Origin of the sequence: Collinsella sp. AK_207A (assembly GCF_902501965.1) — a bacterium.
Taxonomy (GTDB): Bacteria; Actinomycetota; Coriobacteriia; order Coriobacteriales; family Coriobacteriaceae; genus Collinsella.
The window spans coordinates 112,289-139,270 of sequence record NZ_CABWID010000018.1 but is presented as its reverse complement, the minus strand read 5'-3'; the positions used below and the strand labels follow the sequence as shown (position 1 = coordinate 139,270).

Below are 26,982 nucleotides of genomic sequence, written 5' to 3'. Positions count from 1 at the left end.
TCGCGCTTGAGCGGATGGGGATAGTCCAGTCCATGTCCCGCAAAGGAAACTGCCTCGACAATGCGAAGGCTGAAAACTTCTTCTCGATGGTCAAGACCGAGCTTTACTACGATTGGAAGGGAGACGACCCCGACGTTTTCGAAAGGGATTTGGGAAAGTACATCGACTGGTACAACAACGTGCGCATCAAGAAGCGCCTAGGCGGAAGCAGCCCGGTCGAGTACAGACGCGGCCGGGCCGCCTGATTCACTTCTTTTGATGTTCAGGAAACGGGGTCCTTTGCATTCTGGGGCGCAGTTCAGCTGCGACCTCCCCCCCCCTTATTTTTACGCCACGAAGGAGCCGATTCTAGCGAACGTTGCAACACCCTTGATCGGAAAGGGTGTTTACGATGGGCTGCGAATTCGACGGGGTCGTCTACGGAAAGCTGAAGGAGATGCGGGAGGCGCGCAGGGCAGAGTACTTCGAGCTCGTCTCCGGCGGCATGAGCTTCACGCAGGCGGCCAAGTCGGTTGGCGTCTCAAAGCGCACCGGCAAGGTTTGGAGGAACGGGCGCACGAGATCGACCGGACGCGACGAGCGCGCTCTCGTGGACCGGTATCGTGGAGACATGGAAGAACCTAAGAAGATAGACGGCTACTATCTCTCCCGGGATGAGCGCATCGCCATCGCCGACGGCCTGCGCGCGGGCGAGTCCATCCGAACCATAGCCGCGGGGCTGGGCAGGAGCCCTTCCACGGTGAGCCGGGAGATCAAGTCCAACGCCGGCCCGACCGGCGGCTACGGCCCCTACCGCGCGCAGCAGCTCTCGACCAACCGACTCAGGCGGCCGAAGCCGAGGAAGATGGACGGCCCGCGCCTGCGCCGCGTGGTGCAGGGGAAGCTGGACGCGCATCGGTCGCCCGGGCAGGTTTCCGGCTGGCTCCGCCGCGGGCTCCCCGATAATGGCGCCATGAGCGTTTGCCACGAGACCATATACCAGGCCGTCTACGTGCAGTCGAAGGGCCGGCTCGGGCGCGACATAGAGGCGAGGCTCCGGTCGGGCCGCGCCAGCCGCCGCCCCAGGTCGGCCGGCGACGGGCGCAGGCCGCGCTTCAGGGACCCCATGGCCATGATCAGCGAGCGGCCGGTGGAGGCCGAGGACCGCGCCGTGCCCGGCCACTGGGAGGGCGACCTGATCACCGGCGCGGCCAACAGGTCGGCCATCGGGACGCTCGTGGAGCGCGCGACCCGCTTCACGATGCTGCTCCACCTGCCGGACGGGCACGGCGCCGAGCGGGTGCGGGACGCCATGGTGAAGAAGATGGCCCGCCTGCCAGAGCCCATGCTGAACTCGCTGACGCGGGACCAGGGAAGCGAGCTCGCGCGACACGGGAGGATCGGCGCGGCGCTCGGCATGCAGGTGTACTTCTGCGACCCTCACTCGCCTCGGCAGCGCGGCACGAACGAGAACACGAACGGCCTCCTCCGCCAGTACTTCCCGAAGGGGACCGACTTGAGCGCGTACCCGGAAGACTACCTCGACGCCGTCGCAGAGGAGCTCAACGACAGGCCGAGGAAGACGCTCGGGTTCATGAAGCCGAGCGAGCTTTTCTTGAAGCTGATAGACGAGTCGGAAGATGCGGCTTAGTTAGCGGGTGCTGCATCCGCCGCTAGAATCCGCCGGGCCGCCGCTACCGCTGGCCCGGATGGGTCGAGGGGTGCGAGCGCTACGGGATAACCAGGTCGATGTCGAGGAAGGGGCGCAGCCCGGACAACTCGGCGATGGAGGGGCTCTTCGGGCGCCTCAAGGCGGGGTCCTTCTACGGCCGAGACTGGAAGGGCTGGTCGACAGGGCGGTTCATGGAGGCACCGGATGATTACATCGAGTGGTGCAACGAGAAGCGCATCGAGGTATCATTGGGAGGGATGAGCCCCGCCCAATACGGGATGTCGCTGGGACTCGCGGCATAGGACGTTTTGGGTTGGAAAAACGTCAGCATCCCCAAGTGTCGACTTATATTTGACCACATACACGACGACCCTCCGCCCGGCCTCGGGGGGCGCCCGGGCGATGCGCGGCGGCCGGCTCGAGCGGTCGGCCGCCCCCTCGCCGAGGCGGTCGCGGGCGAGCCGCTTGGAGGCCGTCTGGCGGCCGGCCCCCATCTGCCGCGCGGCGTCGGAGACGCGCTCGCCCGCTCTTACCCTGGAGACGAGCGCCTCTCGGCCCCTCGGGGCCACCCTTGCGTTGGGATGCCGCTTCATGGGAGGCCCCCCTTGCCGTAAGCGTAGACAGCTCGCAGCTTGGCGGAGACCTCCCCCTTTGTCACATCTGCAATGTAAACAACCTATTGGCGCTAAACACCTAGCGCGCCTCTTCAATCCGGGCATTGCCGCATATGCAGACTCCACTACTCGCCTTCTCTCTGGAGAAGCCATTCCTTATAGCCCTCTATAAGCAGGTGGAGCACCAGATGGAGCGTTACAAACGTGCTGGACGATACGTTCAAGTCATCCAACATGATGCTGTTCTGGAAGTACAAACTGTAGTCGGTAAACGATGCGAGTTCGTTGTTGTCCAGGTTGGTGATGGAGACCACGGTGGTCCCGATGATGTTGATGGCCTGGAATACGTCGCGAAACCGATCGATGCAGCCGGATAGCGAAGCGATGATGAGCAGATCGTCCTTGCGCATATGTTGTTTGATGAGCCGGAGCTCGCCGACGGCTGGAATCTGGATCACATCGATGCCGATGAGTTGCATGCAGCGTGAAAAATCCTCTAGCATGAGCCGTTGCCCATAGCCGGTACCGAACGCGTAGATCTTGCGCGCGTCGCGGATACGAGCATAGATTTCGTTGAGCTGGGCACTTTTTTGAAAATGCCGGGCTGTCTGCGCAATATCCTCCAGAGCCACGCGCACCGGCGCTCCGGCATCGAAGGATTGGCCTGGCAGACCCGTGCGACGTCCCGTTTCGTGGCGCAGGAAGTACTTGAAATCGCTGTAGCCGGAGAAGCCAAGATGGCGCGTCATGCGCAGGATGGTCGAGGGCGAGACGTTGCATCGTTCAGCGAGCGCGCTGATAGAGAGCTCCTGTACCGCCGAAAGGTCGTCTGCAACGGTCTGGAGAATCTGAACGTCGATATCGCTCAGGTTACGATAGCTCCTGTTGACGATGCGGTCGAACGAAGATCCCATCGCTTACCCCTTTTCCCGTCACGTTGAGCTGTCGAAACGTAAACCTATTCATTATCGGGGATGTCTCACTGGGAAGAAGACAATGCGGAATTTATTTCGCATTGAGAAGAACGTTTCCCGTTACTGAGTGATTCTCGGGCACGATCGCTGGAGCCCCGCCTTCCTTACGATAGAAGCTGAGCGAGGAGGGGGCGTCACTCCCCGTGCGACAAATGATTTCGAGGCAAGGGGAGGAAAGCAATGGAACTCCATCCGTCATCCATCGTAATCGCGGGAGGGGGAAGCACCTATACGCCGGAGATCATCTTGATGCTCCTGGATAACCTGGATCGCTTCCCCATCCGCCAGATCAAGCTGTACGACAACGACCCGACGCGCCAGAAGCTGGTTGCGGATGCGTGCGAGATCATCGTACGCGAACGTGCCCCGCACATCGCGTTCTGTGCTACCGAGGATCCCGAGACGGCCTTTACCGACGTGGACTTCTGCATGGCGCACATCCGCAGCGGCAAATACGAGATGCGGGATCGCGACGAGAAAATTCCGCTCGCTCACGGCCTGGTGGGCCAGGAAACGTGCGGCGTAGGAGGCATGGCATACGGGTTGCGCTCTATTCCGGACGTTATCGAGCTCATTGACTTCATGGAGCGTTGGAGCCCGGATTGCTGGATGCTTAATTACTCCAACCCGGCAGCCATTGTGGCCGAGGCGGTTCGCAAGGTGCGACCGAATTCCAAGGTACTCAACATCTGCGACATGCCCATCGACATCATGGAACGCATGGCGAAGATCGTGGGGTTGCAGTCCCGCAAGGATCTGGTGGTGCGTTACTACGGTCTCAACCACTTCGGTTGGTGGTCGGACGTGCGCGACCAGGAAGGTAACGACCTCATGCCGCGGCTGAAGGAGTATGTGTCGAAGAACGGTTATAACCTCGAACCGCTGGGGTGCGAACCGCGTCTGAACGACGAAGACTGGCTTAAGACATATCGCTTCGCACGCGAGGTCTTCGCCTGCGACCCCACGGTGCTTCCCACGACGTACTTCAAGTACTACTTCTTCCCGGACCATGTGGTCGAGGAATCTGATCCTAAATACACACGTGTCGATATGGTGCGCGATATTCGTGAGAAGGAGGTCTTCTCCGAGTGTCGGCGCATCGCAAGTGCGGGGACGTCGGAGGGCACCACGTTGAAGATCGGCGTGCATGCGTCGTTCATTGTGGATCTGGCCTGCGCCATTGCCTACAACACGCATGAACGCATGCTCCTCATCGTCCCCAACAACGGCGCCGTGTCGAACCTCCCCGAAACCGCCATGGTCGAGATCCCGTGCATCGTGGGGTCGAATGGGCCTGAGCCGCTTTCCATCGGAGAGATTCCCTGGTTCCAGAAAGGTCTCATCGAACAGCAGCTTGCAGCGGAAAAGCTGGTGGTGGAGGCGTACTTCGAACGGTCCTACCATAAGCTGCTCCAGGCGTTCATCCTTTCCAAGACCATGAAGGATGCCAGCGTAGCGCGCGCGGTTCTCGACGACCTCATAGAGGCGAACAAGGATTACTGGCCCGATTTCAAGTAGCCCACCATCCTTTCTAGGAGGGGAACCATGCGGACGTTTATTCAGAAGTTCGGCAAGTCGATGATGGCCCCGCTATCGCTCATCGTCGCCGCGGGCCTACTGCTGGGCCTTGCGTCTCTGCTCACCAATCAGATGATCTTCGGCGATGCGCTTTCGAGCATCGCGTTCGTGGACGGTTTTATCAACCTGGTCAATAAGCTCGCCGGCCAGCTCTTTGGGTTGCTGCCGATCCTCTTCTGCCTGTCCATCGCCATCGGCATGACGCGCGAAGACAAGGAGACGGCTGCCTTCGCCGCCGTAGTGGGTTTCGCGCTGTTCCATGCAACCATCTCGTTCTTCCTGAACCTGCAGGGCATTACGGCTGACACCACCACCGTTGACGCCCTTGCGGCCAGCGGCCTCTCCGTCGAAGAAGCCACAAGCCAAAACGCGATGTACAACACGGAGCTCGGCATCTTTACCTACCGTATGAGCGTGTTCGGCGGCGTGATCGTGGGCCTGTGGACGGCGTTCGTCCACAACCGCTTCCATCGCACGCAGCTGCCCGCCGCGTTCAGCTTCTTCTCCGGTACGCGCCTGGTTCCCATCATGATGGTACTGACGGTGCCGTTCGTGGGCATCGTGGCGTACTTTGCCTGGCCGTGGTTCTCCCTGCTCATAGACGCCTTTGGCAACCTTATTCAGGCGGCGGGAGCGTTCGGAACCTTTATCTACGGCTTCCTCGAGCGCCTGCTGATCCCCACGGGTCTGCATCACATCCTGAACCAGCTCATCCGATTCACGCCCATCGGCGGGAGCGCTACCGTTGCAGGGGAGCCCGTATCTGGTGCACTTAACATCTTCAACGCCCTGCTCATGCAAAGCAATCCTGATATGGACCTCATGCGCCAGGCAACGCGCTTCCTTACGCAGGGCACGCATCCCTTCATGATCTTCGGCTTGCCCGCTGCATGCTTCGCCATGTATCGCACGGCGCTTCCCGAGAACCGGGAAAAGGTCAAGGGCATGTTGCTCGCTGCGGGCGTCACGAGTTTCGTGACGGGCATTACCGAGCCCATCGAGTTCAGCTTCATCTTCATCTCGCCTGTACTCTGGGTCTTCCATGCCTGCATGGCCGGCCTTTCGTTCCTGATCAATACACTGTTGGGCGTGTGCATCGGCAATGCGGGTGGAGGCCTGATCGATTTGGCGCTCTTCGGCATTCTGCGCGGGCCGCAAACACTGTGGTATGTGAATGTCATCATCGGCATCGTGTACGCGGTGGTCTACTACAACGTGTTCAAGTACGTGATCACCAAGAAGAACCTCAAGACCCCCGGACGTGATGTCGATGCGGAAGAGCTGGGAGATGTCTCTGTGGGCGATATGGGCCTGGCTATCATGGAAGCCGTTGGAGGGCGCAAGAACATCGTTGATATTGACAATTGCATCAGCCGTTTGCGCTTGGTGTTGCATGATACGTCCGTGGTCGATGAGGCGGCGCTTAAGGCTACCGGCTCGTTGGGCGTCATACGCGTCAACGATGAGAACGTACAAATCGTGTATGGGACGAAGGTAGAGACTGCCGCGCACGAGCTGAAAGATGCGGTGAAAGCCGCGGATGCAGCAGAACGTACCATATCGGCTGAAGCTTAATTAGCCGAAGCTTTATAGCGGCGCACTGGAGTGGTTCCGGTGCGCCGCTTTCGCTTTGACGGGGCGGCGCGTCGTTCGTTTTCGGGGTCGTGGACAAACCGCACCGCTTGGACTCTATCGGGCGCACTGCGCGGTGGCCGGCCGAAGCTATCCTGCGGTTTTGCTGGCACGAGCCGGGTGTGCATGGCTTGCAGGGGTCCGGAGACCCCGATTTCGGGCTGAAAGGCCCTCGAATCCGCCCTTTCAGGGCTCCCAAGAGTCCAAGCGGCGCGCTTTTTGTCCACGACCGCGAAAACGAATGGGCGGATGGTCCCTCGGCGCAAAATAATGGCGCGCTGAGAGTCTTTTGGAGCCCCCCCACCGCACCCCGGTTCTAGAGCGTGAACTCGGCGTAGGCATCGGCGCCGGCCGAGCCCCCCGCCGCCCCACCGCCAGCGCCCTCGGCCACACTGCCAGTGCCCCCGCCCTGCTGGGCGAGGAGCTCGGAAATGCCCGCATCCGGATTCTGGTACATGATGTCCAGCAGCTCGATGAAGTCGCGGATCACCTCGCGCGGGGTGAGGTGCGAGTCCGCTCCCACGCGGCTGAACTCGATTTTGAGGAACGAGACCAGATCCTGCTCCGTGAGCCGCAGGGGATAGCCAAAGTAGCCGGCATGTATCTGGGCGAGCTTCTCGATCAGCACAAGAAGCTCCTCGTACGTGAGCGGATGCAGCCGGATGATGGGCGCCAGCATGTCGCGCATGTCGTCGGTGGCGAACCGCCCCTGCGTGAGTCGGCTCCTCAGCGCCTCGTAGCTGAACACGCCGCGCCGACGGTCCTCGATGGCGCTCGGCGTGCCGCCCATGATGATGCCCAGATGCCTTGCCCGACCCTGCAGCGTGTCGTTGTACATGGTCAGGATCTTCTCGTAGTTGTACTGGCGCGTGATGGCGTTGGGGATCTTGAAGAGGTTCACCAGCTCGTCGATCATCACGAGCAGTCCCTTGTACCCCGCGTTCACAAGGAAGGCGGCCAGCAGCTTGACGTAGTCGTACCAGTCGTCGTCGGTGATGATGCAGCTCACGCCCAGGTCGCCCTTGGCCTCCGTCTTGGCGCGGTACTCGCCGCGCAGCCAGCGCAAGACGTTGGCCTGCGTCTCCTCTTCACCCTCGCGCACGGCTGCCCAATAGCGCCTGAGCATGCGGGCGAAGTCGAACCCGTGGACGAGCTCCTCGAGCGGGGCGAGGCCGCTGCGCACCTCGTCTTCCGTGGCCTCTCCCAGCGCTCGCACCCAGCGGTCGAGCACGAGACCGAGCGCACCGCCCTCGGGCCGGGTCTTGGTTGAGAGGTTGCGCACGAGCTCGCGATAGGTGGCAAGGCCCTGGCCCTGCCCGCCCTGGAGCCGGCGCTCCGGCGAGAGGTCCGCGTCCGCCACCACGAATCCCTCGCCCATGGCGTGCGTGCGGATGGTCTGGATGAGGAAGCTCTTGCCGGCACCGTAGCGTCCCACCAGGAAGCGGAAGCTCGCGCCGCCGTCGGCGATGAGGTCGAGGTCGGTGAGCAGCGCGCGAATCTCGGTCTCGCGGCCGACGGTGATGTAGGGGAGGCCAATGCGCGGCACCACGCCGCCCTTGAGCGAGTTCAGGATGGTCGCGGCTACGCGGCGGGGTACGCGGGGCGCGGCGTTCGCAGCGGTGTCAGTCATGGTCCAAGATTCCTTCCACGTCTTCGCGGTAGTCTTCCACGAGCTCGGGGCCATCGTCGCCGAACTCCACGGCGGTGTCTCCCAAGAGGTCGAACAGCGCCTCGTTGATGGTGTCGACGATCAGGTCTTCCGAGGTGCCGGCGCTCTGTAGCGCGTTGTCCCGAGCCGCGGCGTCTCCGCTGGCGAGTGCGCGCAGGTACGCCGTCTGGAGAGGCGCGAGGCCCGGGACGGCGTCGGCGGTCTGGGCCATTGGCGCGGGTTCGGGCGATGGCGGCTGAGGGGCGGGCCCGGGTTCGGGTGCGGGTGCGGCGTTGGGTTCGGGCGCCTGCAGCGGGGCTGCCACGTCATCGGGTCCCGCGCCTGCCCCCTCGCTCGCGACCTTGGCTTCCGCGGCAGCGTCGCCCTCTCCGCTGGCTGCCTGCCCCTCCTCGCGCTCCTCATCGATCAGCAGTGCCTCGCGCGTCTGCGCCGCGGCGCTGCGGATGCCGGCGAGCGCTGAGAGGTCGATGTCGAGCACGAAGGGCTTGTGTGCCTCGTTCCAAGCGAGCCGCGCGGCAACCTCCTCGCCGATGATGCGCTCAAGGTACTTGGGAACGTCGGGCGGCGCGGCGGCGGGGGTGTCGCCGCCTCGCTCCGTGTCAGCTTCGTCGGCGTCCCCGGAACCATCCTCGCCCGACCGAACGTCAGCTCCAAGCGCATCTCCCAGCGCCCACTCCACGGCGCGCGCGAGCTTTCCGAGCGCCTCGCTCGGCCCCTCGTTGCCGTGAACCCGGTCGCACGTCCACAAGCCGTTCTGGCAGCGGTAACGCCGCAGCGGGTCAACCTCGTACACGCCGTCGGGATGATGCTCGGGCGACCAGAACAGCGCCGAGGCGAACATGGTGTAGGGCAGCTCCACGCGCGCGCCGAACCAGCTCTCCAGAAGCCCCTGCTTGCGATGGGCGTCAAAGTGGTCCGCCAGACGCAGGAACACGGCACAGAGCACGTGCCGAACGTCTGCGGCATGGTCGGCGGCCACCGCGCCCTGAAGCACGCGGTAGCTCGAGAGGGCGTCGAGCGAGCGGGCCAGCCGCTCCTCAACCTCATCGCCGAGCGGCGGAATCCCCGCCTTGAGGTTACGTCGCGCCGCCGACTTTCCGGGCCGCCCGGTCGTTCCAGCTTGCACGCCGCCTGCACCGCGCTCTTCAAACCACGGTACAAGGTTCCGGGGCCTCCAAGCCGGAATCCCCTCCGCGACAGTCTCCATGGCCTGGGCAAGCTCGAGGAGCTGCCGGTCGCGTGCGAGCGCCGGCAGATCGTACATGCCCTCGGGGTCCAGACCGTTCCAAGCCGCATGGTCGATGAGCCAGGGCGCCGCGGCGCGCTCAAGGCCGGGCGCCCAGTCGTTAACCACCTCGAGGAAGCTCTGCATCCGCACCTGCGCCTCCGCAGCGCTCGACACGCCGATGCCGTTCAACAGCTCGTATACATAGAGGTACGCGAAGGCCACGCATGCGTGCTCGACTCGTCCCCGCCGAACCGCGGCGCGCCAGGTGAAGTACCCGCGTAGCTGCCGGTCGCTCATGGTGTCGTACGTGGGATAGCTGCTGTTGAAGCGCCCCCGGTAGGGGCAGTCGTCCTCCCAGTCGGCCATGAAGGTCCCCTGGCGGTGGAGTAGCTCTGCCTCGGAGAGCCAGCGCCCGCGCGCGGCTCCGACGCCATCCTGCCAGCGGCTGATGGCCTTCATCTCGCGGTAGCGGTCGGGGAGGTAGCTCGCCATCTGGCGACCGGTGGTGAGCAGGGGCTCGTCGCCGTAGACGCGCTCGGAGAAGTGCGCGCTCGTGCGCACGCGCTCGCTGGCCAGGATCTGGTCGATCAGCTGTTGCACGTTATGCGTTTGCGAGCCCACGGCAGCGCCCCCTTTCGCATCCAAGCCGATGACCCCATCCAAGCCGATGACCCGGCCGTCTCGTCTCGTGGATACTCCAGTATAGCACGGACACAAACGCATGTTCGCACGCAGGACGCGCGGAACCGACTCGTGCGCCCATGCCCCGATGCTGCGCCCCATCCGCTATGGCATTTGGGTGCATCGGCCCGACGGGCGTGGCGGGTCCGCTTCGGCGCGTACAATATCCGCCGTTATCGATTACAAGGGAACAGGGATGGACCGCATGGTGAACGACGGCGGCAAGATGACGCTGCGGCAATGGCTGCCGCTGATAGGGCTGGCCTGCTCGGCGTTTGTGTTCAACACCTCGGAATTCATGCCGATCGGCCTGCTCACCGATATCGGGAGCACCTTTGGGCTCACCGAGGCCGGCACCGGCGTGATGATCACCGCCTACGCGTGGGCGGTGATGCTGCTCTCCCTGCCGCTCATGGTCATCGCCTCCCGTGTGGAGTTCAAGCGCCTGCTCCTGTTCGTGATCGCGCTCTTTGCCAGCGGCCAGTTCCTCTCGGCGGCGGCGCCCACCTACCTGGTGCTGGTGCTCGCGCGTCTGGTGGTCGCCTGCGCCCACGCGGTGTTCTGGTCCGTGGTGGCGGTGATCGCCACGCGCCTGGTGGACGTGGAGCACGGCCCGCTCGCCATATCGATGGTATCCACCGGCACCGCCGTGGCACAGATCTTCGGCCTGCCCCTGGGGCGCGCGATTGGGTTGCTGGTGGGTTGGCGCCTGACCTTCGCTTGCGTGGGAACGGTCGCGCTGGTGCTCGTGGCGTACGTGGCCGTGGTGTTCCCCGCCCTTGCCGCGGGCGAGCCGTTCGATCCCCGTCGGGTGCCCCTGCTCTTCCGCAACCGCCTGCTCGTGGGCATCTACGCGGTGACGGTGCTCTACGCCACGGCCTACTACACGGGCTACAGCTACATCGAACCCTTCCTGGCGCAGGTGGCGGGACTACCGGCCGGTGACATCACCTTCGCTCTCATGGTCTTCGGCGTGGCGGGCCTGCTGGCGAGCCTGATCTGCACGCGCTGGTACGACGGCCATCGTCTGGGCTTCATCGGTTTCTCCGTTGTCGGCGTGGCCGCGGTGCTGCTGCTCATGAGGCCCTTTGCCGGCGTGACGCTCGTTGCCATGCTCGCGCCCTTCGTGATATGGGGTGCCTGCAACACCATCTTCAGCGTGGGGTTCCAGGCCGAGCTCATCCGCTGCACGCGCGAGGACGACGCCGCGGTGGCCATGTCCATCTTCTCGGGTATCTTCAACTTGGGTATCGGCGGCGGTACGGCGCTCGGCGGCGCGGCCGTGGGCGCCCTTGGCATCGGATCCATCGGAGTGGTGGGCGGCGCCATCGGCGCGGCGGCGATGGTGACCTGTGAGCTGTTTCTGCTTCGGCCGCTGCGGAGTCGCCGGATGCGCGAGAATGGGTAGTTATGTTCACCTTATTTTTGCTTGGCAACATAGCATCGGGTAAGTCGACTGCGGCGCGCTATCTTGAGTCGCGCGGCGCCCTGAGGATTGATCTGGACGAGCTTGCGAAGGGGCTCTACGTGCCGGGATCCGATCTGGTGCAGGACATCGCGAGTGCCTTTGGCTGGGACGTGCTCGATGCCGAGGGCGGCGTTCGGCGCCATGTGCTCGCGGCCCGCGCCTTTTCTACCCCCGAGGATACCGCGCGTCTGAACGCCCTCGTGCATCCCGCGCTCCTGCGTCAGCTCACGCATCGCTTGCTGCCTACCGAGTGCTGCACGGCGCGCGTGCCGGCGTGGCCGCTCGCGGTAGTGGAGGTCTCCGCGCCCGCGGGCTTTGAGGATGCCTTTGGCCTGGCGGACGGCGTGGTGGCGGTGAGCGCCCCGCGCGAGCTGCGCCGGCAGCGCGCCATCGAGCGGGGCATGGACGCGGGCGACTTCGACCGCCGCGCGGACGTCCAGTCCACGGAAGCGGAGCTCGCCGCGCTCGCGGATGCCGTCATCGACAACGCGGCCGCCGACGACTCGCTCTTCGCCGCGCTCGACGCGTATCTGGCTGAGCGCGGGGTCGATCTGGGCGACGCGCCGGATGCGGCTCCCGGTCCGGCAGCCGACCGCTCGCCGGCAGGGGAGGCGGCCCATGCGTAGCCGGGGACTGCTCGCGTGGTTTCGGGTGGTGCCGATGGCGATCGTGCTGGTGATGGGGGTCATCTCCGCGGTGTACTCCTTTGGCCCGGCGATGCTCTTCCAGGGCATCTATCCGCTGAAGTACGAGGAGCAGATCGCCGATTCGGCCACGCGGCACGGGGTCGATCCCTATCTGGTTGCCGCGGTTGTCCGCACGGAGTCCGGCTGGGATCCGCAGGCGGTCTCCAACCGGGGCGCGGAGGGGCTCATGCAGCTCATGCCCGAGACCGCGCAGGATATGGTGGCGCTCGGGCTCGTGGACGGTGCTGCCTACAGCGCCTCCAACCTGACCGATCCGGCGACGAGCATCGAGTTCGGCTGCGCCTACCTCTCGTATCTGCTGCGCTACTTCAACGGGTCCACCGACCGGGCGATCGCGGCGTACAACGCGGGCATGGGCAACGTGGAGGACTGGGCTGCCCAGAACACGGTGCTGCACAACGCCATCACGTTCCCCGAGACGCAGACCTATCTGATTCGCGTGAACAACGCGCACGATCGGTATCGTCAGCTCTATCCGAACGCCTTCGCGTGAGCGGTGCCGCGGCGGGGGAGTACGATGCCCCTTGCCGGGACATGAAGGGAGAGGACATGGAGAACTTCAAGGTCGAGCGCGTGGGCGGCGAGCTCCGGCGCTTTGGGCAGACCGAGGGCGACGCGCAGTTCCATGTGGTGAGCCCCTACGAGCCGGCGGGCGACCAGCCCCAGGCCATCGAGAAGCTCGCGGCCGGCGTCCGCGCGGGCGACCGCTACCAGACGCTGCTCGGCGTGACGGGCTCGGGCAAGACCTTCACCATGGCCAAGACCATCGAGGCGCTCGGCAAGCCCACGCTTATCATGGAGCCCAACAAGACCCTCGCGGCCCAGGTGGCGGCCGAGATGCGCGAGCTCTTTCCCGAGAACGCCGTGGTCTACTTCGTCTCGTACTACGACTACTACCAGCCCGAGGCCTACGTGCCGCAGTCGGACACCTACATCGAGAAGGACGCCTCCATCAACGAGGAGGTGGAGATGCTGCGCCACCAGGCCACGGCGAGCCTGCTCTCGCGGCGCGACGTGATCGTGGTGGCGAGCGTCTCGTGCATCTACGGCATCGGCAGCCCCGAGGACTACGCGGGCCTCGCGCCCAACGTGGACAAGAAGGTGCCACTCGAGCGCGACGACTTCATCCACGCGCTCATCGACATCCAGTACGACCGCAACGACTACGACCTGCAACGCGGGTGTTTCCGCGTGCGGGGCGATGTGGTGGACGTGTTTCCGCCCTATGCCGAGCATCCGCTGCGCTTTGAGTTCTTTGGCGACGAGGTGGAGCAGATCGCCGAGATCAATGAGGTGACGGGCGAGATCACCCGCGAGTACGACGCCATCCCCGTGTGGCCGGCGTCCCATTATGTGACAGAGAAGCCCAAGGTAACGCACGCGCTCGGCACGATCGAGGAGGAACTGGAGCACCGCGTGGCCGAGCTCAAGGCGGCCGACAAGCTGCTCGAGGCTCAGCGCTTGGAGCAGCGTACCCGCTACGACCTCGAGATGCTCGAGACCATGGGCTTCTGCAACGGCATTGAGAACTACTCGCGCCACCTGGACGGCCGCAAGCCCGGCGAGCCGCCGTTCACGCTCATCGACTACTTTCCCAAGGACATGCTCTGCATCATCGACGAGTCCCACGTGACGGTGCCGCAGATCCGCGGCATGCACGAGGGCGACCGCTCGCGTAAGGTGACGCTCGTGGAGCACGGCTTTCGCCTGCCGAGTGCGCTGGACAACCGCCCGCTGCGATTCGACGAGTTCGAGCAGCGCGTCCCGCAGTTCATCTACGTCTCGGCCACGCCCGGCGACTACGAGCTGCGCGTGAGCCAGCAGCAGGTGGAGCAGATCATCCGCCCCACCGGCCTGCTCGACCCCAAGATCGACGTGCGTCCGGTGCGCGGCCAGATCGACGACCTGCTGGACGAGGTGAAGATCCGGGCCGAACGCCACGAGCGCAGCCTGGTGACCACGCTCACCAAGCGCATGGCCGAGGACCTGACGGACCATCTGCTCGATGCGGGCATGAAGGTGAACTACATGCACGCGGACACCGCCACGCTCGACCGCGTGGACATCCTGCGCGACCTGCGGACCGGCAAGATCGATGTGCTCGTGGGCATCAACCTGCTGCGCGAGGGCCTGGACCTGCCCGAGGTCTCGCTCGTGGCGATTCTGGACGCGGACAAGGAAGGGTTCCTGCGCAACCGTCGCTCGCTCATCCAGACCATCGGCCGCGCGGCGCGAAACGCCCAGGGCGAGGTGATCATGTACGCCGACACGATCACCGACAGCATGCGCGCCGCCATCGACGAGACGGAGCGCCGTCGCGCCCTGCAGGTGGCGTTCAACGAGGCGCATGGCATCGAGCCGCGCACGGTGCGCAAGGCCATCAGCGACATCACGAGCTTTATCACCGAGGCCGAGGAGAACGTGGGGCGGCGCGACCGCTCGCGTGGCGATTCGCTCGGCCATGGCGAGTTCTTCACCCCGGCGGGGGAGGGCGCGGCCGAGGGCGCGCCCGAGACGGGGGCATCCGTGGGCCAGCGCCTGGCCGAGGAGCTCTCGGGGCTTCCCGCCGAGGAGCTGGAGCGCGTGATCATGCAGATGGAAGACGACATGCGCGCCGCCTCGGCCGCCATGGACTTTGAGGAGGCCGCGCGGCTCCGCGACGCGGTGGTGCACCTGCGCGCGCTCGCCGAGGGTAGGCCCGAGGACGAGGTGATCGCGGCGCTCAAGCGCGATGCACGCAAGGGGTCCCAGTTTGCGGGGCAGCGCCAGCGCAAGGGGTTCAACCCGCGGTTCAAGTCGTAGCGGACGTGACGCACACTATTCTCTATCAGGAATAATGAAGGCTCCGGGCGCGTTGCTATAATTTCAACCATGAATGCGCGGGCTCGCCGCCGCGCAGGGAGCGAATTGTTGGAGGGGCGATTATGAAGGAAAGCACCGTTAAGAAGCTCTGGTCTGTGAAGTGGAACCTGGTCATCATGGCCGCGTTCTGCTTTGCCTACGCCGTCTATATCTACGTGACTCCCGCCGCGGGTGGAGAGGGCACGTTCATGATCACGCCGACCGCCGGTCTGCCGGGCCTGCTCAAGCAGCTGCCGTGGATCTTCATCGGGCTGGGCGTGCTGGGTATTATCTCCAGCTTTGCGTCCACCTCGGGCTGGGTGCTCGCGTGGACCGAGCCGGTGATGGGGCTCGCCATGTTCGTGTTCGGCTTCTGGGAGCTCTTCTTCCCCTACGACATCAGCGTCTTCAGCAAGACCTACGCCTTCATCGGCATCTTCATGGCCTTCTACGTGATGTTCGTCTCGCTGCATATGGACCGCATCGGCAAGGGCCACTGGTTCGTGGAGCTGTGCCTGGCCGCCGTTACGTGGATTGTCTCGTTCGTGAACATCATGAACTTTGCCGGCGAGCATGCCACCCAGGGTCTGACGAGCCTGACGTTCTTCATTGCTGCCTGGGGCTTCACCTACGGCGCGATCATCCTGACGGGCGAGGGCTCGCTGGACGAATCCATCGCCTCGCCGGTACGCTTCTTCCGTGCGCGCAAGGCCGCCAAGGCCGAGAAGGCTGGCAATGCCGGTAAGGTCAAGGCTGCCGCGTAACGGCTTTCGGGAACATGGTTGCTTGGGAGCCTGGTAGCTTGAGCCGCCCGGCGACCGTCTTTGAACGCCTCGTTCCATGCAGGAACGGGGCGTTTTCTTTTGGTTTGCACGGGTGGATTGGGCTGAGCGGGATGTTATTGTCTGCGGTCGAGGTGACGGCGCGGCCTGTCATCGCTTTCGCCGAGTTGTGAACGCCGGCGGCCGTGGTTCTGGCGAGTTATGAGCGGAGCGTTCACAACTCGGTTTTCGATACGCGCGCCGACCCGCTATTTTCCCGCGACTCTCCGCCAGCCGGGGCGTCTGGCGTTCACAACTCGGTTTTTTCGACGATAACCAGCCGCCGGGGAACACCAACCGGCCGTTGCTAAGCAGACCTGCCACCAAGCCCCTCCTCCGCGGCTATTGCTAAGCAGACCTGCCACCAAGCCCCTCCTCCGCGGCCGTTGCTAAGCAGACGTGCCACCAAGAGGACGTTGCTAAGCAGGTTTTCCACTAAGGACGTTAAAACGGGGCCTTCGCGGCAAATCTGCTTAGCAAGCGCCCCCTGGTGGAACATGTGCTAAGCAACTGACTGCCTAGTGGCAAAACCGCTTAGCAACTGCCCTCCTGCTGGCAAATCTGCTTAGCAACTGCCCCTTGGGGCACATCTGCTTAGCAACTGCCTCCTTGGCCACCATGGGCAGGGCTCGGTCATCGGCGAGCGGCCCGCACGCCGGCTGCCGGCGTCGGAGCCAACATCCATCGGTTCCCGTATAATGGGTGGAAGGCCCGGTAGAGAACGGATCGGCTCATGGCGTACATCGACTTCAACGAGGTGTGCAAGGTCTACGGCGAGGGCGCGGGCGAGGTCCGCGCGCTCGACGGGGCAACGTTCTCGGTGGAGCGCGGCGAGCTGGCCGTCATCCTGGGAGCCTCGGGCGCAGGCAAGACCACGGCCCTGAACATCCTCGGTGGCATGGATACCGCCACGTCCGGCACGGTGACGGTGGATGGCCGCGACATCTCCCACGCGCGCGAGGACGAGCTGGTGGAGTACCGTCGTCGCGACGTGGGCTTCGTCTTCCAGTTCTACAACCTGGTTCCCAATCTCACGGCGCTCGAGAACGTGGAGCTCGCGTCGCAGATCTGCCCCGATTCGCTCGATCCGGTGGAAACCCTCGAGAAAGTCGGCCTCGGCGAGCGCATGGGGAACTTCCCGGCCCAACTCTCCGGCGGCGAGCAGCAGCGCGTGTCCATTGCCCGCGCGCTCGCCAAGAACCCCAAGCTCCTGCTCTGCGACGAGCCGACGGGCGCGCTCGACTACCAGACGGGCAAGCAGGTGCTGCAACTGCTGCAGGATACGTGCCGGCGCGACGGCATCACGGTTGTGATCATCACGCACAACTCCGCGCTGGCACCCATGGCCGACCGCCTGATTCGCTTCAAGAGCGGTCGGGTGATGAGCGAGGAGGTCAATGCCTCGCCCACGCCGATCGCGGAAATCGAGTGGTAGCCATGGGTGCCGCGGCTGCCGGTCCGGGCGGGCCGAACGCGAACAAGAGAGCCGGTCGTCGGCCGAGCGCGTTCGCCGCGGACATCCGCCGTACCATAACGGGCAACATCAAGGTCTTCCTCTCGCTTTTCGTGATCTGCGCGCTGGGCTCGGGCGTGTTCGTGGCGCTCAAGGCCTCCTGCGACGACCTGCGCTTGGCCGCCGACGCGTATTTTGATGCCCAGCACCTCTACGACCTCTCCATCCAGTCCACGCTCGGCCTCACGCAAGATGATGTGGGTGCACTTGCCGCTCTCGACAACGTGGAAGCGGCCGAGGGAGGCTACACCGAGACGGCCTACACCGAGGTGGGCGGCGCACCCGAGCAGGTGAGCCTGCGCGCGCTTTCCGATACGGGTATGAACGAGCCGCAGCTGGTGAGCGGCTGGCTGCCCAGCGGGCCGGGCGAGGTGGCCGTGACACAGAAGTTCCTGGATGCGACCGGCAAGCAGGTGGGGGACACGCTCACCTTCGCCAGCGATGCCGCGCTGGGGACGGGCGATTCGGGTGCAACCGATTCCGGTGCCGGTGCCGGCACCGCAACCGACGCCTCTGACACCGCGACCTCAACCGAGGTCTTCACCCGCCGCATCTACATCATCACGGGTGCCGTCCGCGATCCCATGGACGTGAACTCCGATCAGAACACGATGTCGTTCCGCACGAGCTCCACGGTGAAGTACGCGTTCTTCTTCGCCCGCGACGCGGTGGAGCATACGGATACGTTCACCGTGGCCTACCTGGCTGTGAAGGGCGCGCGCGAGCTGCCTTGCTACGGGGATGCGTACCAGGACCTCATCGACCAGGTGAAGGACGAGACAGACGCCATTCGGCAGGAGCGCGAAGACGCCCGCACCGCGACCGTTCGCGGAGATGCCTCCCAGGCGATCGACGAACAGGGGCAAGCGGCCGAGCAGCAGCTCGCCGAGGCCGAACAGCGGCTCGCGCGCTCGCAGGACGCCATCGCGGAAGGCAAGGGCGAGGTGGCAAGCGGCAAGCGCGAGCTGGCCGAGCAGGAGCAGACGGCGGAGGAGCAGCTCGCGGCCGGTCGCCAGGAACTCGCCGACGCGCGCGCCCAGCTCGACGAGAAGCTCGCCGACGCCTACGCGCAGACGGAGCAGGAGGTGCGGAGCCGTGCACAGGCGGCCATTCCCTCCACCGTGCAGAGCACCCTCGTGAACATGGCCGAGTACCAGCAGCTGAGCGCTGCCAAGAGCCAGCTTGAAGCGCAGACGGCAGCGCGTGCGGCGGCGCAAGCCCGCTTGGACGAGCTAGCAGCCAAGGAATCCCGTGGCGAGCGGCTGACCGAGCAAGAACTCCGCGAGCGCCAGAACAAGACAGCCGAGGTGGAGGCGGCGAACCAGGCCATCGCGGCTCTGCAGGCGCAAACCGGTATGGACACGCAGGGCATGGCGGCGGCGCTGGCGCAGATGGAGGCCGCCGTCACCAAATCCGTGAAGCAGGGTGTCGAGCAGGCGCTGCCGGCGCAGGTTGAAGCAGCCAAGCAACAGGTGTACGAGCGGCACTTCAAGGCCGCCTTCGTGCAGCTGGATGAGGGTGAGCAGGTCTTGGAGGAGCAAGGGGCCTCCGCTGCCGAGCAGCTCCAAGCCGCGCGCGAGAAGCTCGCTGCTGCGGAGCAGGAGCTCGCCGCGGGGCAGCGCGAGGTGGACGCCGGCCAGACGACGCTTGCGGAAGAGCGCACGACGGCGACCGAGGCGCTCGACGAGGCGCGCGGCAAGGTGGACGAGATCGAGCCTGCTACCTGGTACATCCAGGACCGCACCGCACTCTCGAGCTATGCGAGCCTGGGCTCCGACGCCGATTCCATCGAGGCCATCGCCACCGTGTTCCCGCTCATCTTCCTCGCCGTGGCCGTGCTCATCGCGCTGACCACCATCGCCCGCATGGTGGAGGAGGACCGCGGGCTCATCGGCCTCTACAAGGCGCTCGGCTACCGGCGCGCGCAGATTCAGGCTAAGTACGCTGTCTACGCGCTCGCCGCCAGCCTGCTCGGCTGCATCGCAGGCGGTGTGCTGGGCTTTGTGGTGCTGCCGCTCGTGCTCTTTACCGTGTTTGACACCATGTACGCCCTGCCGGCCTTCCGCCTGCACTTCAACCCCGTCTACGCGCTCTGGGGCAGCGCGCTCTTCATCGGGGCGATCGTGGGCTCGGCGCTCATCTCCTGCCGGCGCGTCCTGCGCGAGGCCCCGGCCTCCCTTATGCGCCCGCTTGCCCCGCGCGCTGGCTCGCGCATCTTCCTGGAGCGCATCACGCCCGTGTGGCGGCGCCTGAGCTTCCTTAACAAGGTGACGGCGCGCAACCTCTTCCGCTACAAGAAGCGCTTCCTCATGACGGTGCTCGGAATCGCCGGGTGCTCTGCCCTCATGATCTGCGGCATGGGTATTCGCGACACGGTGGCCTCGTTCAAGGAGCGGCAGTACGGGGAGGCGGGTGTCACGCGCTACGACCTGTTGACCGTCGCCGCGGATACGGACGCCGATGCCGCGCGGGACCTCCTGGCGACGACCTCCGGGGTGAAGGACCTGCTCGCGTGCCGCGTGGATTCCGTGACGGCCGAGTTCAACGGCAAGCGCGAGACGGTGCAGCTCGTGGTGGTCCCCGACGACGTTGACCTTTCCAGCTACGTGCACCTGACGGACCCCGCCGGCGCCGCGCTCGAGCTGCCCGACACCGGGGCGCGGGCACTCATCACCAAGAACGCCGAGCAGGTGCTGGGCTTTGCCGCGGGCGATACGATTCGCCTCCAAGACTCCGAGCTGCGGCAGGGAGAAGTGGAGGTTGCAGGCATCCAGCTCAACTACCTGGGGAATTACTGCTACATGACGGAGAGCGCGTACCGTGCGGCCTTTGGGCGCGACGCGGTGCGGAACGCCTGCCTCGCGCACCTCTCGGGGAGCGAGGCCGAGCAGATTGACGTTGCCGACGCCCTTGCCGAGCACGGCGTGTTCCTGAGCATCTCGAGCACCGCTAAGATCTCCAACCAGTTCACCGAGAGCTTCAAGATCATCGACACCGTGGTGTACGTGCTGACGATCATGGCAGTGTGCCTGGCGTTCGCCGTGGTGTTCACGCTTTCAACCACGAACATCTCGGAGCGCGAACGCGAGCTGGCGACTATCAAGGTGCTGGGATTCCGGCGGCGCGAGGTGCATCGCTACATCAACAAGGAGACGGTCATCCTGGCGCTCTTCGGCATCGCGGCGGGCTGTCCGCTCGGCTGGGGGCTCACGCGGTTTCTTTCGTGGGTGCTGCGCATGCCGTCGCTCTACTTCGATGCGGTGGTCGAGCCGGGCACCTACGCGGTGGCGGGCGCGCTCTCGCTCGTGTTCGTGCTGGTCATCAACAAGATCACCGACCGCTCGCTCGACCGCATCGTGATGGTGGAGGCGCTCAAGAGCGCCGAATAGCGGCGGAAACGACCCTGGCCGCGACGCCGGGGGCAATTGGCTGGACGCGCATCGCAATCGTCCGGCTCATCTGCGGCCCTGCCGGGTAGTATGGATGAAGCAAAAGTACCCCTGTCTCACCAAGGGGCCGCGCTGCCCCCGGAGGTTCTCTGCATGTTCGATAAGCGGCTTATGCAACTCGTGCCCGGCGTGGTGCCCTATATCATCGCATCCGTGGTCGCCAAGGTCATCGCCCTGCTCATGAACGTGCTCGTCATCCTGTCCTTGGGCGGGCTGTTCGGCGCCATGGGCACGGTTGCGCTCGTTGCCCGGGCGGACGGCTCGCCCGTCGACGCCTCGATCGCCATGCCCGTGCCGGCCTGCTGCGCGCGGTACCTGGCGTCGCTTGCGGCTGCCATCCTCGTGCGCGCCATCGCCATCTACCTGGCCCAGCGCGCGGGCGATCGCGCCGCCTACCTGGCAAAGCGGACCATTCGCCAGCGTGTGTACGATAAGCTGGCCGAGCTCGGCCCCGCGTACGCGGAAAGCGTCTCCACGGCCGAGGCGGTGCAGACGAGCGTCGAGGGCGCTCAGCAGCTCGAGGTCTACTTTGGCGGGTACCTGCCCCAGCTCTTCTACGCGATCATCGCCCCCGTGGTGCTCTTCGTCTGCCTGATCGGTCTGGCCCCGCTGCCCGCGGCGATCCTCATGATGATGGTGCCGTTCATCCCCGCGTCCATCATGGTGGTGATGCGCCGGGCGAAGCGCGTGGCGGGGGAGTACTGGGATACCTATGTTGACCTGGGCGGCAGCTTCCTCGAGGCGGTGCAGGGGCTCACCACGCTCAAGATCTACCAGGCGGACGCCCGCTGGCACAAACGCATGAACGAGGGGGCCGAGGGCTTCCGTCTGGCCACGATGAAGATGCTCGGCGTGCAGCTCTCCTCCATCACCATCATGGACCTGGTGGCGTTCGGTGGCGCGGCGGCGGGCATCATCCTCGCCATGTGGCAGCTTGCGATGGGCGCCATCGGCTTTACCGGGGCCTTTGCCGTGGTGTTTCTCTCCCAGGAGTTCTTCTTGCCCATGCGCCGTCTGGGTTCGCTCTTCCACACGGCCATGAACGGCATGAGCGCGGCGAAGACGATGTTCCGCATCCTGGACGCGCCGGTGCTGGAGCGCGGGGGCGCCGAGCTCGATGGCACGGGCGACGTGGTGTGCGCCGGCGTGGGCTACGCGTACGGGGACCACGTGGTGCTCGAGGGCGTGGATGCCACGATTCCGCGGGGGAGCCTGACGGCCATCGTGGGCGCGAGCGGCAGCGGCAAGAGCACGCTCGCCGGTATCCTCTCGGGGCGCAAGGCGGCGTATCGCGGCACGCTCACGATCGGCGGCGTCGACATTCGCGATGCCTCGCTAGACTCGCTCGTGCGCACGGTGACGCTCGTTCCCAGCGCCGGGCACCTCTTTGAGGGCACGCTGCGGAGCAACCTCCTGCTCGCGCGGCCGCTCGCGACCGACGACGAGCTCTGGAGCGTGCTCGCGCGCTGCCGGATCGACGGATTCGTGCGGGCGTCCGGCGGGTTGGATATGAAGGTGTCCGAGGGCGGGCAGAACCTGTCCGGCGGCCAGCGCCAGCGCGCGTGCGTGGCTCGGGCACTGCTTCGCGAAACCCCGGTGTTCATCTTCGACGAGGCCACATCCAACGTGGACGCCGAGAGCGAGCGCGCGATCGGACAGGTGATCCAGGAGCTCGCGCGCGACCACACGGTGCTTGTCATCGCGCATCGCCTGGCAAGCGTTCGGGACGCGGCGCAGATTCTCGTTATTGATCGGGGTCGCTTGGTGGAGCACGGCACCCATGAGGAGCTGCTCGCGGCGCATGGCGCCTACGCCGCCCTGTGGGAGAGCCAAGCCTCGCTCGAGTCCGAGGCACGCGACATGGCAGACGCGGCGGAGCGGGAAGGCGAGCCTACCGTTGCTGCCGCGGCGGCGGGTCAGGCCGGGCGGCCCGTCGCGAGCACCGCTGCCGAGAACGGGTGGGCTGGCTCCGGCATGTCGTCCTTCCAGGTGATGCGCCGCATGGTGGGGCTCGTGTCCCCGTTGCTGCCATACTTGCTGCTCGCCATCGCGCTTGGGTTCGCGGGCTCGCTCGCGGCCACGTTCCTCGCGACCTTCGGCGCGTACGGGCTCGTGGACGCCGTGCTCTCCAGCCATGGTCTGGGGGTTTCCCTGGCAGCGGCGAGCGTGCTCGTGGCCGCGTGCGGCGTCGTGCGCGGACCGCTGCGCTACGGCGAGCAGCTCTGCAACCACTACATCGCCTTCCGCCTGCTGGCGCACGTGCGCGACCTGGTTTTCGCCGCGTTGCGCCGGCTCGCCCCGGCAAAGCTCGAGGGACGCGAGCGCGGCGACCTCATCTCGCTCGTGACCGCGGACATCGAGTTGCTCGAGGTCTTCTACGCGCATACCATCTCGCCCGTGGCCATCGCCATCGCGACGAGCCTCGTCATGCTCGTCTTCCTGGGTTCGTACTCGCTGCCGATCGCGCTGCTCGCGCTCGCGGGCTATCTCGTGCTCGGCGTGGCGCTGCCGCTCTTCTCCTCCAAGCTCTGCGGCGATGCCGGCCGTGCTTCGCGCGACGGCGCTGGCGCCATCAGCGCTTACGTGCTGGACAGCTTGCGCGGCCTGGCGGAGAGCATCCAGTTCAACGGCGTCGCCGTGCGCTCGCGCGACCTCGCTGAGCGGACCGAGCGCGTGGGCGCGGTGGACGCGCGCCTGCACCGCCGCTCCGCCGCCGTGGAAGGGCTGGCCGACGCGCTCGTGTTGGCGCTCAGCATCGGCATGATCGCGCTCTCCCTCGCCGAGGCCCGGAGCGGTGCGCTCTCGTTGCCGGCGGCCTTCGTGTGCTCCTTCGCCTTCTTCTCGAGCTTCGGCCCGGTGCTCGCCGTGGCCCGGCTGGGCACGTCGCTCCAGGGGACCATCGCGAGCGGTGCCCGCGTGATCGAGCTCTTGGACGAGGAGCCGCAGACCGACGAGGTGCCCGACGGCGCGGGTGCGCGCATCGATCCGGGGCATTTTGGCGGTGCCTCGCTGGAGGGCGTGGACTTTGCCTACGCCGCCAGCGGTGAACAGATTCTCGCGGGGGTTTCGCTCAGGGTGCCCGCCGGCAAGATGACCTGCATCTCCGGGCGCTCCGGTTCGGGTAAGTCCACGCTGCTCAAGCTGCTTATGCGGTTCTGGGACCCCACGGCGGGCACAGTGCGCGTGAGTGGGGAGGACGCGCGTCGCGTGGAGACGTCCAGCCTGCGCGCGAGTGAGAGCTATATGACGCAGGACACGGATCTCTTCATCGGGACCATCGCCGAGAACCTGCGCGTGGCGAAGGCCGATGCCACGGTCGAGGAGCTCGACGCCGCCTGCGCGGCCGCGGCGCTCACGGACTTCATCGCGCGCCAGCCGAAGGGCTACGACACGTCGGTGGCCGAGCTGGGAGACTCCCTCTCCGGCGGCGAGCGCCAGCGCATCGGGCTCGCGCGCGTGTTCCTACACGATGCGTCCCTCGTGCTACTGGACGAGCCCACGAGCAACCTTGACGCGCTGAACGAGGCGGCCGTCATGCGTGCCGTCTCCCGTCTGCGCGACGCAGGCAAGACGGTCGTGCTGGTGAGCCATCGCGCGAGCACCGTCTCCTTTGCGGATGGGTTCTACAGCGTGGAGCGCGGCCGCCTGAGCTAGGGCGTGGGATATGATTGACCGGGGACGCGGGCGGCCTTGGGGTTGCCCGCGTCCCCGGATTCGTTACCGCGCGAGGAGGGAGCCGCCATGTTCCTGGTACAAGAGATTCAGCGTTTGTCCCCCATGGCGCGCCGGCTCGTGGCGGGGAGATGTTAGATGGTGGTGTAGCGCTGGGTCGCCGCCTGGTCGCGCAGCGTCTTCAACATGTGCTTGGGGACCGCGTGGAAGGCGCAGTTGCCGATGACGGTGCCGGCGGCCTGCTTGGCGGCGTCGCTGGCGTTGCTCGTGGCAAAGGAGTGCTCGAAGCGGTCGAGCATGACGAGGTCGTTGCCGCCGTCGCCGTAGACCGCGACCTCGTCCTCGTCGATGCCGTAGTACGCGGCCAGACGGGCAACCGCTGCGCCCTTGTTGTCGGCTTTGTCGGTGATCTCGAACATCACGGGCTGGAAGGGCGTGTTCACCACGGTGTCTTGGTGGTCGGCGAGGAACGCGGTGAGCTCACGGCCGAGGGCCTCGTCCGCCGTGCGCGCGTTCACCTTGCAGATGTCGTGCCCGAGGATGGTGGAGAGCGGCTGCGAGAACAGGGTGTCCGTGCTCATGAGCTTGCGGCGCCGGCGCATGCCCACCATGGCGATGCGCTGGAGGGGACGGTCGGTCCTAAAGCCCGCCTGGCGCTCCTCGAACGAGCCGGTCGCGTAGGTGTTGCGCACGCCCACGCACTCAAAGCAGATCTGCGGGAACGCGCGGATCATGGTCTCGAGAAAGGCGGGGTCGATCACGCCGTGGTAGATGACCTCGCCTTCGCGGTTCAAGATGAGCGAGCCGTTGCAGCCCGCGGCGTCGATGCCGGTGCCCGCAAAGCCGAAGTCGCTCGTGCGGCGAAAGGTGCGGCCCGTCGCCACCACCACGTGCGCACCGGCATCCGTCGCCGTGCGCACCGCGCGGTGGATGGTGCGGTCCACCTTGTGAAACGCGTTGAGCAGCGTACCGTCCAAGTCGGTGGCGAAGAGCTTGATCATGCGCGGAACCCCCGGATTCGTGATGTGCCGAGCGAATGGACGTATGAGAGTGTAGCGGATTGTCGGGGATTGCGTTCCAGCTGGTAGGGGGTAGCGAATAACAGAACTTGAGCCGGATTGATGAAGATAGTCATATCATGCTATAATTTGACAAAGTAAGTCATTCCAAGGGGGTTGTCATGGCACCCAACATCCGTCCGTCGTCCGACTTGCGCAATCATTACGCTGAGGTCTCGCGCGAGTGCCGCGAGGCCCGCCGGCCGACCGTGATCACCGTGAACGGGCGCGGCGACACGGTGCTTCTGGGCTATGAAGAGTACAGCCGAATGCAGTCCGAGCTCGAGTTGCTGAGCGCGCTCGCGGACTCTGAGCGTGACGTTGCGGAGGGTCGCGTCTCCTCCCTGTCAACGTCGTTCGATAAGCTGCGCAAGCAGCTCGCGGCACGTGAAGAGGCTGCAGTCTGATGTGTGACGACGCCGGCTACATAGTTCTCCGAACCGATACCGCCGACGCTCAGCTTGCGGACATCGTGTCCTACGTGGCCGAGGTTGCAGGGAAGCGCTCCGCATTCAACCTGTTGGATCGTCTGGAAGAGGCGTGCGGCAGCCTTGGCCGATTCCCTCGCCTGGGTCTCGTTCCCAGACGCCGGTCGCTCGCACGGCGGGGCTACCGTATGCTCGTGGTCGGCGACTACCTTATCTTCTACAAGGTCTATGACGCAGAGCGTCATATCGTGGTGCACGGCTTCTTTCATGGCGCGCGAGATTACGAGGCATGGCTATGAACGAGGGCCGGCATTAATTCCCGGCTTCATTGGCGACGGCATCGTTCCGAACGAGGAAGCTCGTGGCGCGTGAGGGCGCCTTGGCATCGGGCGATCGCCGTCGAGGCTCGGCCTAGACGCCTGGCCAGTTCGAGAAGGCGTCCGCGGCCTCATCCCGTTCATTCCGTCAACGTGAAAGCGTCCGTGCGATAATGCGGTGAGCGTCGTTGAAAGGACTCCCATGTATCCCAATTCCGTCGAGCTCATGCGCGAGATGTCCGCCGCCGGCATCGAGCATCGCAGCGATACGCCGCTCGAGGACGACAACATGATCGATACCATCCGCGTTGGCTGGGCAGGGCACCATCTGCCCGCCACCACCATCCTCTTCCGCGTGAACGATCGCGGTGCGCACCTGGAGGTGGAGCGCCTGGGCGAGGCCGCCCCAGATAAACGCCTCCAGGCGCTCGAGCTGTTGAACGACCTGAACGGCACGTACCGCTGGGTGAAGTTCAGCATGGACGAGGACGATGTGCTCACCTGCGCGAGCGATGTGTTCCTGGTACCCGAGGTGGCCGGCCTCTTCGGCATCGCCGCCATGGGCCGCATGTTCGACACGCTGGACGAGGTGTACCCGCGCCTGGCGGAGGTCATGGGCTAGCCTGCGGCTTGCTCGCCGGCGCTCCCGCCGTATCGTCTCGGGGCCGTAAGCGGACTGTA

The 26,982-nt window shown here is 65.4% G+C and carries 20 protein-coding genes; 16 read left to right on the top strand and 4 right to left on the bottom strand.

From position 1 onward, the window contains the following. The 3 genes from GDJ97_RS06990 to GDJ97_RS06980 form a co-directional block, all read left to right on the top strand. On the top strand, positions 1–245 hold a 245-nt coding region (locus GDJ97_RS06990; protein ID WP_152070578.1), incomplete at its 5' end, for an IS3 family transposase. A 191-nt stretch (positions 246–436) separates the two neighbouring features. Then, positions 437–1,630: an IS30 family transposase gene (locus GDJ97_RS06985; protein ID WP_373422671.1), complete on the top strand. Its 1,194-nt coding sequence runs from the start codon at positions 437–439 to the stop codon at positions 1,628–1,630. Between the two features lie 98 nt (positions 1,631–1,728). After that, complete coding sequence (locus GDJ97_RS06980) at positions 1,729–1,953, top strand: IS3 family transposase (protein ID WP_152070576.1); 225 nt, start codon at positions 1,729–1,731, stop codon at positions 1,951–1,953. Positions 1,954–2,390: 437 nt separating this feature from the next. Here GDJ97_RS06980 and GDJ97_RS06970 read toward each other — a convergent pair whose 3' ends face one another. Beyond that, complete coding sequence (locus GDJ97_RS06970; RefSeq protein WP_152070574.1) at positions 2,391–3,179, bottom strand: MurR/RpiR family transcriptional regulator; 789 nt, start codon at positions 3,177–3,179, stop codon at positions 2,391–2,393. A gap of 240 nt (positions 3,180–3,419) precedes the next feature. Between GDJ97_RS06970 and GDJ97_RS06965 the strand changes: the two genes are divergently transcribed. Both GDJ97_RS06965 and GDJ97_RS06960 read left to right on the top strand, forming a co-directional pair. Then, positions 3,420–4,757 (top strand): 6-phospho-alpha-glucosidase, encoded by a 1,338-nt coding sequence (locus tag GDJ97_RS06965; RefSeq protein ID WP_152070573.1) that lies wholly within the window; start codon positions 3,420–3,422, stop codon positions 4,755–4,757. Between the two features lie 27 nt (positions 4,758–4,784). Further along, the gene (locus GDJ97_RS06960; protein ID WP_152070572.1) at positions 4,785–6,392 is read left to right on the top strand and encodes a PTS transporter subunit EIIC; all 1,608 of its coding nucleotides are present in this window, start codon (positions 4,785–4,787) and stop codon (positions 6,390–6,392) included. A 373-nt stretch (positions 6,393–6,765) separates the two neighbouring features. Here GDJ97_RS06960 and GDJ97_RS06955 read toward each other — a convergent pair whose 3' ends face one another. Then, positions 6,766–8,079: an ATP-binding protein gene (locus GDJ97_RS06955; protein ID WP_152070571.1), complete on the bottom strand. Its 1,314-nt coding sequence runs from the start codon at positions 8,077–8,079 to the stop codon at positions 6,766–6,768. After that, positions 8,072–9,967 (bottom strand): TerB N-terminal domain-containing protein, encoded by a 1,896-nt coding sequence (locus GDJ97_RS06950; protein ID WP_226808898.1) that lies wholly within the window; start codon positions 9,965–9,967, stop codon positions 8,072–8,074. Before GDJ97_RS06950 ends, GDJ97_RS06955 begins: the two co-directional genes overlap by 8 nt. Positions 9,968–10,223: 256 nt before the next feature. On the opposite strand from GDJ97_RS06950, the gene GDJ97_RS06945 reads away from it, so the two are divergent. From GDJ97_RS06945 to GDJ97_RS06910, 8 genes are all read left to right on the top strand, one after another. Continuing rightward, positions 10,224–11,435 carry an MFS transporter gene (locus GDJ97_RS06945; RefSeq protein WP_226808896.1) on the top strand — a complete coding sequence of 404 codons (1,212 nt, stop codon included), beginning with the start codon at positions 10,224–10,226 and terminating at the stop codon, positions 11,433–11,435. Between the two features lie 2 nt (positions 11,436–11,437). Continuing rightward, positions 11,438–12,121, top strand: a complete 684-nt coding sequence (gene coaE, locus GDJ97_RS06940; RefSeq protein WP_152070569.1) for a dephospho-CoA kinase — start codon at positions 11,438–11,440, stop codon at positions 12,119–12,121. After that, positions 12,114–12,695, top strand: coding sequence for a lytic transglycosylase domain-containing protein (locus GDJ97_RS06935; protein WP_152070568.1), 582 nt, complete (start codon positions 12,114–12,116; stop codon positions 12,693–12,695). Before coaE ends, GDJ97_RS06935 begins: the two co-directional genes overlap by 8 nt. Before the next feature lie 56 nt (positions 12,696–12,751). Further along, positions 12,752–15,004 (top strand): excinuclease ABC subunit UvrB, encoded by a 2,253-nt coding sequence (gene uvrB / locus GDJ97_RS06930; protein ID WP_152070567.1) that lies wholly within the window; start codon positions 12,752–12,754, stop codon positions 15,002–15,004. 122 nt (positions 15,005–15,126) lie between these two features. Beyond that, entirely contained in the window at positions 15,127–15,807 is a 681-nt protein-coding gene (locus GDJ97_RS06925; protein WP_152070566.1) for a hypothetical protein, read from the top strand. Between the two features lie 790 nt (positions 15,808–16,597). Continuing rightward, the gene (locus tag GDJ97_RS06920) at positions 16,598–17,299 is read left to right on the top strand and encodes an ABC transporter ATP-binding protein (protein ID WP_152070565.1); all 702 of its coding nucleotides are present in this window, start codon (positions 16,598–16,600) and stop codon (positions 17,297–17,299) included. 2 nt (positions 17,300–17,301) lie between these two features. Then, a complete protein-coding gene (locus GDJ97_RS06915; RefSeq protein WP_152070564.1) occupies positions 17,302–20,766 on the top strand; it encodes an FtsX-like permease family protein in 3,465 nt (1,154 codons plus the stop codon). A 153-nt stretch (positions 20,767–20,919) separates the two neighbouring features. Next, positions 20,920–24,480 carry an ATP-binding cassette domain-containing protein gene (locus GDJ97_RS06910; RefSeq protein ID WP_152070563.1) on the top strand — a complete coding sequence of 1,187 codons (3,561 nt, stop codon included), beginning with the start codon at positions 20,920–20,922 and terminating at the stop codon, positions 24,478–24,480. 152 nt (positions 24,481–24,632) lie between these two features. Here the strand turns inward: GDJ97_RS06910 and GDJ97_RS06905 are convergent, their stop codons facing one another. Then, the gene (locus tag GDJ97_RS06905; RefSeq protein WP_152070562.1) at positions 24,633–25,499 is read right to left on the bottom strand and encodes an HAD hydrolase family protein; all 867 of its coding nucleotides are present in this window, start codon (positions 25,497–25,499) and stop codon (positions 24,633–24,635) included. Between the two features lie 179 nt (positions 25,500–25,678). Here GDJ97_RS06905 and GDJ97_RS06900 point away from each other — a divergent pair, with 179 nt between their 5' ends. The 3 genes from GDJ97_RS06900 to GDJ97_RS06890 all read left to right on the top strand — a co-directional run bounded on the left by GDJ97_RS06900 (position 25,679) and on the right by GDJ97_RS06890 (position 26,923). Then, a complete protein-coding gene (locus GDJ97_RS06900) occupies positions 25,679–25,963 on the top strand; it encodes a type II toxin-antitoxin system Phd/YefM family antitoxin (protein ID WP_152070561.1) in 285 nt (94 codons plus the stop codon). Then, positions 25,963–26,283 (top strand): type II toxin-antitoxin system RelE/ParE family toxin, encoded by a 321-nt coding sequence (locus GDJ97_RS06895; RefSeq protein WP_152070560.1) that lies wholly within the window; start codon positions 25,963–25,965, stop codon positions 26,281–26,283. The genes GDJ97_RS06900 and GDJ97_RS06895 overlap by 1 nt, the downstream gene beginning before the upstream one ends. A gap of 220 nt (positions 26,284–26,503) precedes the next feature. Next, positions 26,504–26,923 (top strand): YbjN domain-containing protein, encoded by a 420-nt coding sequence (locus tag GDJ97_RS06890; RefSeq protein WP_152070559.1) that lies wholly within the window; start codon positions 26,504–26,506, stop codon positions 26,921–26,923. The last annotated feature ends 59 nt before the right edge of the window (positions 26,924–26,982 follow it).

What these genes read in the sequence shown, in the direction of transcription:
- GDJ97_RS06985 (WP_373422671.1), top strand. Translation starts at nt 437, where the DNA reads ATGCGGGAGGCGCGCAGGGCAGAGTACTTCGAGCTCGTCTCCGGCGGC.
- GDJ97_RS06980 (WP_152070576.1), top strand. Translation starts at nt 1,729, where the DNA reads ATGTCGAGGAAGGGGCGCAGCCCGGACAACTCGGCGATGGAGGGGCTC.
- GDJ97_RS06970 (WP_152070574.1), bottom strand. Translation starts at nt 3,179, where the DNA reads ATGGGATCTTCGTTCGACCGCATCGTCAACAGGAGCTATCGTAACCTG.
- GDJ97_RS06965 (WP_152070573.1), top strand. Translation starts at nt 3,420, where the DNA reads ATGGAACTCCATCCGTCATCCATCGTAATCGCGGGAGGGGGAAGCACC.
- GDJ97_RS06960 (WP_152070572.1), top strand. Translation starts at nt 4,785, where the DNA reads ATGCGGACGTTTATTCAGAAGTTCGGCAAGTCGATGATGGCCCCGCTA.
- GDJ97_RS06955 (WP_152070571.1), bottom strand. Translation starts at nt 8,079, where the DNA reads ATGACTGACACCGCTGCGAACGCCGCGCCCCGCGTACCCCGCCGCGTA.
- GDJ97_RS06945 (WP_226808896.1), top strand. Translation starts at nt 10,224, where the DNA reads ATGGACCGCATGGTGAACGACGGCGGCAAGATGACGCTGCGGCAATGG.
- coaE (WP_152070569.1), top strand. Translation starts at nt 11,438, where the DNA reads ATGTTCACCTTATTTTTGCTTGGCAACATAGCATCGGGTAAGTCGACT.
- GDJ97_RS06935 (WP_152070568.1), top strand. Translation starts at nt 12,114, where the DNA reads ATGCGTAGCCGGGGACTGCTCGCGTGGTTTCGGGTGGTGCCGATGGCG.
- uvrB (WP_152070567.1), top strand. Translation starts at nt 12,752, where the DNA reads ATGGAGAACTTCAAGGTCGAGCGCGTGGGCGGCGAGCTCCGGCGCTTT.
- GDJ97_RS06925 (WP_152070566.1), top strand. Translation starts at nt 15,127, where the DNA reads ATGAAGGAAAGCACCGTTAAGAAGCTCTGGTCTGTGAAGTGGAACCTG.
- GDJ97_RS06920 (WP_152070565.1), top strand. Translation starts at nt 16,598, where the DNA reads ATGGCGTACATCGACTTCAACGAGGTGTGCAAGGTCTACGGCGAGGGC.
- GDJ97_RS06915 (WP_152070564.1), top strand. Translation starts at nt 17,302, where the DNA reads ATGGGTGCCGCGGCTGCCGGTCCGGGCGGGCCGAACGCGAACAAGAGA.
- GDJ97_RS06910 (WP_152070563.1), top strand. Translation starts at nt 20,920, where the DNA reads ATGTTCGATAAGCGGCTTATGCAACTCGTGCCCGGCGTGGTGCCCTAT.
- GDJ97_RS06905 (WP_152070562.1), bottom strand. Translation starts at nt 25,499, where the DNA reads ATGATCAAGCTCTTCGCCACCGACTTGGACGGTACGCTGCTCAACGCG.
- GDJ97_RS06900 (WP_152070561.1), top strand. Translation starts at nt 25,679, where the DNA reads ATGGCACCCAACATCCGTCCGTCGTCCGACTTGCGCAATCATTACGCT.
- GDJ97_RS06895 (WP_152070560.1), top strand. Translation starts at nt 25,963, where the DNA reads ATGTGTGACGACGCCGGCTACATAGTTCTCCGAACCGATACCGCCGAC.
- GDJ97_RS06890 (WP_152070559.1), top strand. Translation starts at nt 26,504, where the DNA reads ATGTATCCCAATTCCGTCGAGCTCATGCGCGAGATGTCCGCCGCCGGC.